The organism is Sphingobium sp. Ant17 (assembly GCF_000588875.1).
GTDB lineage: Bacteria > Pseudomonadota > Alphaproteobacteria > Sphingomonadales > Sphingomonadaceae > Sphingobium.
Genome location: NZ_JEMV01000120.1, coordinates 1 through 5,513 on the forward strand (window position 1 = coordinate 1; position 5,513 = coordinate 5,513).

4 protein-coding genes and 1 pseudogene are annotated in these 5,513 nt (G+C 65.2%); 2 read left to right on the top strand and 3 right to left on the bottom strand.

Annotated elements, in window-relative coordinates; genetic code table 11:
- Positions 1-76 precede the first annotated feature (76 nt).
- A complete protein-coding gene (gene cyoA, locus BF95_RS24255) occupies positions 77-1,216 on the bottom strand; it encodes a ubiquinol oxidase subunit II (RefSeq protein ID WP_043155287.1) in 1,140 nt (379 codons plus the stop codon).
- Positions 1,217-1,381: 165 nt separating this feature from the next.
- On the opposite strand from cyoA, the pseudogene BF95_RS24260 reads away from it, so the two are divergent.
- Positions 1,382-2,735 (top strand): annotated as a pseudogene (locus BF95_RS24260) (MFS transporter).
- Here BF95_RS24260 and BF95_RS24265 read toward each other — a convergent pair.
- Positions 2,732-3,577: a glycosyltransferase gene (locus tag BF95_RS24265; RefSeq protein WP_043155290.1), complete on the bottom strand. Its 846-nt coding sequence runs from the start codon at positions 3,575-3,577 to the stop codon at positions 2,732-2,734. The pseudogene BF95_RS24260 and the gene BF95_RS24265 sit on opposite strands and share 4 nt — an antisense overlap.
- Before the next feature lie 5 nt (positions 3,578-3,582).
- Positions 3,583-4,854, bottom strand: coding sequence for an ammonium transporter (locus tag BF95_RS24270; protein ID WP_043155292.1), 1,272 nt, complete (start codon positions 4,852-4,854; stop codon positions 3,583-3,585).
- Positions 4,855-4,975: 121 nt separating this feature from the next.
- Between BF95_RS24270 and BF95_RS25895 the strand changes: the two genes are divergently transcribed.
- Positions 4,976-5,311 carry a hypothetical protein gene (locus BF95_RS25895; protein ID WP_051520229.1) on the top strand — a complete coding sequence of 112 codons (336 nt, stop codon included), beginning with the start codon at positions 4,976-4,978 and terminating at the stop codon, positions 5,309-5,311.
- Positions 5,312-5,513: the final 202 nt, after the last annotated feature.

The window sequence follows — 5,513 nt, forward strand, 5'->3', positions numbered from 1 at the left end:
GCGTGCGGCAGGTGCGATGCCAAGACGATCGGCCCCCACCCCGGCCCCTCCCCTGAAGGGGAGGGGAGCAAGGGCCTTAATTCCCATGATGCGCTCCGTGCCCGTCATGGTCCTGCTGGCCAGGCGCTTGGTTGCCTTGCTCTGCAGGGGTGCGCTCGGCAGCCGGGGTCATGCCGGCGGGCTGGGCGATCTCGCCCTTCTTGCCGGGTTCGACCGGGTGATAGCCGCCGACGTCGATCGTGCCGTCATGGCGCAGGCCCTTGGTGTCGCGGGCCGATTCCTTGCCCGCGCCGCCGTGCATGTCGGTCATCATGATCTCATCCATGCAACGCTTGCCCGGTTGCGCGCACATGTTGAGCGCGGCGTGGAACAGGCGGGGTTCGATCCCTGCGAAATACATGGGCTTCACCTTCTCGCTCGGCTGTTCCAGCTTGACATAGGTCGCGCGGTCGAGCGTCGCGCCGCTGGCCTTCACGCGGGCGACCCACTGGTCGAACCCGCCCTGATCCATGGCGTGGAACTTGAAGCGCATGTTGGAGAAGCCTGCACCCGAATAGTTGGCGGAGAAGCCGTCGAACTTGCCGGGCTTGTTGGCGACGGCGTGGAGCGTCGTCTGCATGCCCGGCATCGCATAAATCTGGCCAGCAAGCGCGGGCACGAAGAAGCTGTTCATGATGGTGGAGGAGGTGATCTTGAACTCTATCGGCTGATCGACCGGCGCGGCCAGTTCATTGACCGTCGCGATGCCTAGTTCGGGGTAGATGAACAGCCACTTCCAATCCATCGCCACCACTTCGACCTGCAGGCGCTTGGCCGCCGGATCGACCTTGCGCGCCGAATCGATGCGTTCGATCGGGCGATAGGGGTCAAGCAGATGGGTGCTGGTCCAGGTCACCGCGCCAAGCGCGATGATGATCAGCAGGGGTGCCGACCAGATCAGCAGTTCCAGGCTGGTGGAATGATCCCAGTCGGGATCATAATCTTCCGCCTGCGCCTTGGCGCGATATTTCCAGGCGAACCAGCCGATCGTGCCCATGACGGGCAGGACGATCAGCAGCATAAGCGCGGTCGATATCAGGATAAGGTCGCGTTGCTGCATCGCAACATCGCCCGACGGGGACATGACCACCCAGTCGCATGCGCCCAGCGGCAGCAGCAGGAGGGGAGCGAATCGGCGCAGAATTGCGCGGCTTGGGGCGGGCGTGCGAGCGATCATGAGGCTCGTCTAGTCCGGAAAATTCCGGGGTGACATTGGACCTTTTGTCCTATCCCTGTGCGATGGCGAAATGGGGCATGGGTATATTTGACCACCTGAATGATTCGCCACGCAGCCTTGTACGGCGACCAATCGTTCCTGCAGCATGAAGGCCCGTTTCACGCCATGACCTCCGCGACGACCACGCCCGGCCCTGACCTGGAGACCAACTCCACCCAGGCGGAACGCGACATGCGCAACCTTCACGCCCATGACGGCAAGAAGATCGCGCCGGGCGAAATCGCCATCGGCGTTATCATCGGCCGGACGTCGGAATTTTTTCGACTTCTTCGTCTATGCGATCGCATCGTGCATCGTCTTTCCGGCGCATGTCTTTCCCTACCTTTCGCCATTGCAAGGGACGCTCTGGTCCTTCGCCATCTTTGCGCTGGCGTTTGTGACGCGGCCGATCGGGTCGCTGATCTTCATGGCGGTGGATCGGCAGTTCGGGCGCGGCGTAAAGCTGACGATCGCACTGTTCCTGCTGGGCGGATCGACGGCGGCCATCGCCTTCCTGCCGGGCTACGAGACGATCGGCCATTGGTCGGCGGTGCTGCTGGCGCTGTTCCGTGCGGGGCAGGGCGTGGCGCTGGGCGGGACATGGGACGGGCTTGCTTCCCTGCTGTCGCTCAACGCGCCGCAGGCCAAGCGCGGCTGGTATGCGATGATGCCGCAATTGGGCGCGCCACTGGCGCTGATCGTGGCGGCGGGGCTGTTCGCTTTCTTCCTGTCCACCCTGTCGACCGCCGATTTCCTCAGCTGGGGCTGGCGCTATCCCTTCTTCGTTGCCTTTGCGATCAACGTCGTGGCGTTGTTCGCGCGGTTGCGGATCGTGGTGACGGAGGAATTTGCGCGGCTCTACGAAGCGCGCGAGTTGCAGCCTTCGCCGGTGATCGAAACCGTGCGCAGCGAAGGACGCAACATCGTCATCGGGGCGTTCGCGCCGCTGGCCAGCTTTGCGCTGTTCCATATGGTTACGGTGTTTCCGCTGTCGTGGATCGCGCTTTACACTGACGAACCGTTGGAACGCTTCCTGATGATCGAGGTGATCGGCGCGTTCGTGGGCGTGCTGGCGATCATCGTGTCGGGCTTCGTCGCGGACATGATCGGTCGCCGTCGCCTGCTCGGCTATTCGGCCATCGGCACGGCCTTCTTCGCCGTCGCCGCGCCGTTGCTGCTCAATGGCGGCGACCTTGGCGAAGTGGCATTCATGGTGATCGGCTTCATCCTGCTGGGCCTCAGCTTTGGCCAGTCGTCGGGCGTGGTGGCGTCCAATTTCAGTTCGGCGACGCGCTATACCGGATCGGCGCTGACGTCGGATCTGGCCTGGCTGGTGGGTGCTGGGTTTGCGCCGTTGGTGGCGCTGCTGATCTCGACCGAGTTCGGTTTGGCAGCATCGGGTGCCTATCTGTTGTCGGGCGCGGTCGTCACCGGCTTTGCGCTGTTCCTGAACAAGGGGCTGGCGGGCCGGGACCGCTAAATCGCGCGGCGCATTCGGGCGAGTGCTCTGCGGTCGAACCAGCCGGTGAGACCGGAGCGCGGGCGGAAGCGGGGGAGCCAGTCGGCATAGAGGCTGGCAAGGCGTGGGGGCAGGCCATCGGGTCCCTCCCGCGTCATGATGTCCGACACGATCCGGTTCTGAAAGAAGCGCACCGAATAGCTTATCAAACGTTTATATTGCATCGCCCAGGTCGAGGGGCGGGCGAGGCTAACCTGTTCACACAAAAATCCTGCTGCGTCGCAGGCAAGCAGACGGTCATGCTGCCAGTCGGCATCGCTGGCGAGGTTGGTGTGCGCCCAGGCGGCGACCAGGCCATCGTCGCCGATCAGATCATCGGGCAGGCGCAGGCCGCGCGCGCGGATCGCGGCGACGAACGGTCCTGACAGGGCGTAGAGATCGCCGAACAGGCCACCTTCGATCTTGAGGTTGTGGCGGTAGAAGTCGGCCATGCGTCCGTTCATCGGCATGCCGGCGCTGGCATTGGCATGCGGGTGCGTGGCGAGGTCCGCGACCAGCGCGTCGATCGACCCCGCAACGATCTGCGCATCGCCGTCCATGAAGATGACGGCCTCTTCCGTCCCGGTCAGCAGGTTGTGGACCATATGGTTCCAGGTGCGCGACTTGCCGCCAGCCTTTATGTTGTGGACGATGACGTTGGTGCGTCCGCCCGCCGCCGCCGTGGCGCGGGCGACGGTGGCGTCAGTCGTGCCGTTGACCAGCACATGGAAATACGTGTCGGGCCGGTCGAGCGGCAACGACGCCAGGCAGGCACCGATCCGGCGCTCCTCCTGATGGGCGAAGATGGCGACGGCGACGGCCATGGCGTCTAGCGGAAGTCCCAGCCCTGCTGGCCATGCTGCGCCAGATCAAGACCATCGGCTTCCGCCTGTGCGCTGGCGCGCATGGGGATCAGCATCGAGACGATCAGCGCGGCGATGGCGCTGCCGACCATGGCCCAGAGCGCGACGATGAGGAGGCCGATGGCCTGCGAGATCAGCGCGCTGGCGAGGGTAATGCCGATGTCGAAGCCAACACCGCCCATCAGCGGCAGAGCGAAAACGGGCAAGAGCAGCATGCCGATCGCGCCGCCGAGGCCATGGATGGCGAAGACGCTGGCGCTGTCATCGACATGGCGGGCCACAAAGGGTTGGGCGAGGCGGCAGACGAGCGCAGCGATCACGCCGATCAGCATCGCGCCGCCGGTGCCGACCAGCGCGGCGGAGGCAGCGATGGCGGCGATCCCGGCCAGGGCACCCGACACTATGCCGGTGGTGGTGGTCCGCTTGCCCAGCACATGGTCGAGCAGCGCCCAGGTGAGGGCAGCGGCGCAAGCGGCGAAATGATGGTTGAGCAGAGCGGTCGCGGCATCGTCGGTCGCGCCGAGCGCCCAGCCGCCGACCATGCCGGACAGGCCGACCCACAGCAGCGCCCCGCCTGCAAGGCTAAGTACCGGCGCATGGCCGACCATGGCGGGATCGCGCCTGCGCCCGACGATCAGCGCCAGCGCAAGGGCCGAGAAGCCAGCGACGCCATGGACGACCAGGCCGCCGGCAAAATCCATGACGCCAAGGTCAGCGAGCCAGCCGCCGCTCCACACCGCATGGGTAACCGGCGCATAGACGAGCAGCAGCCAGAGAGGCGCGAAGCCGAGGAACCAGCCGATCCGTGCCCGTTCGGCGACCGCGCCGACCAGCAGGCAGGCGGCGAGCAGGGCGAGCGTAAGCTGAAAGAGGACGAAGGCGGATTCGGGGACCGTCAGCCCGTCGCGCAATTGCGCGAGATTGGCGAGCAGCAGGTTCGCGCCGCCGCCTAGCCAGGCGCTGCCCGGTGCGTAAGCGAGGCTATAGCCCGCAATTGCCCAGGTCAGCGACACGGCGGCGATGACGCCTGCGCCCTGCGCCATGACCGAGAGCGCATTGCGGACATTGACCTGCCCCGTATGACGCAGCATCAGCCCAGGCAGGGCGGCGAGCAGGACCAGCAGTGCGCAGACCATCATCCAACCGGTGTCGCCGCTGTCAGCAACGGCGATCTGTGCATGGGCGGCTTGCGGCGCGGCCAGCGCGCCGATCAGGGGCAGGGTCAGAACAAAGCGCATCGGCAATCCCGGCAATCCAAATAGGGGTCTGTCCTAGCGCGAACAGGGTAAAGTTTTCGATAAGCGCGCTAGGCTATGAGCGGACGATGACAGGCGCGTGCAAGGCTGTTAAGCAAAAGCCATGCGGGGTTTGCTGTCTTTCTTTGCGGCGGTCATGATTCTCCTCTCCATGGGGATGGGAACGCTCGCGCATGCGACCGAGGCCTTGGGCTGTGTCGAAGATGAGACCAGCCTGTCGACCAGCGCGGCCGACATGCACGGCGACCTGCAGCCTGGCGACGCCGATAACGGCCTGCCGCATCATCATGGCGGTTGTCATGGCCATCATGTCGGCACGGCGGGATCGCGCCTGGCCTTCGATGGGACGGTGGCGACCCGCGATCGGCTGACGATACCCGTGGTGCAGCGCCTGTCCGCCATCGAACCTGCCCGGACATTGCGCCCACCCATCGCCTGACATTGACCGAATAGACCGCGTTCGCCCGGCGTCGCGGTTCCTTTTCCGTTGATTTCAGGAATTCTTTTTCATGATACGCATCATTGCGGTCTTTCTGGCCGCGTCCTGCTGCACCAGCGCCTTGGCGGCGCGGGCGGAGGAACCCTCCTTCACGCTGGCGCAGGCGCTGGAGCGCGCGGGCGCGACATCGCCCGCCATCGAA

Excerpts from the sequence above, each read along its gene's own strand:
- cyoA (WP_043155287.1), bottom strand. The coding sequence starts at position 1,216 with ATGATCGCTCGCACGCCCGCCCCAAGCCGCGCAATTCTGCGCCGATTC.
- BF95_RS24265 (WP_043155290.1), bottom strand. The coding sequence starts at position 3,577 with ATGGCCGTCGCCGTCGCCATCTTCGCCCATCAGGAGGAGCGCCGGATC.
- BF95_RS24270 (WP_043155292.1), bottom strand. The coding sequence starts at position 4,854 with ATGCGCTTTGTTCTGACCCTGCCCCTGATCGGCGCGCTGGCCGCGCCG.
- BF95_RS25895 (WP_051520229.1), top strand. The coding sequence starts at position 4,976 with ATGCGGGGTTTGCTGTCTTTCTTTGCGGCGGTCATGATTCTCCTCTCC.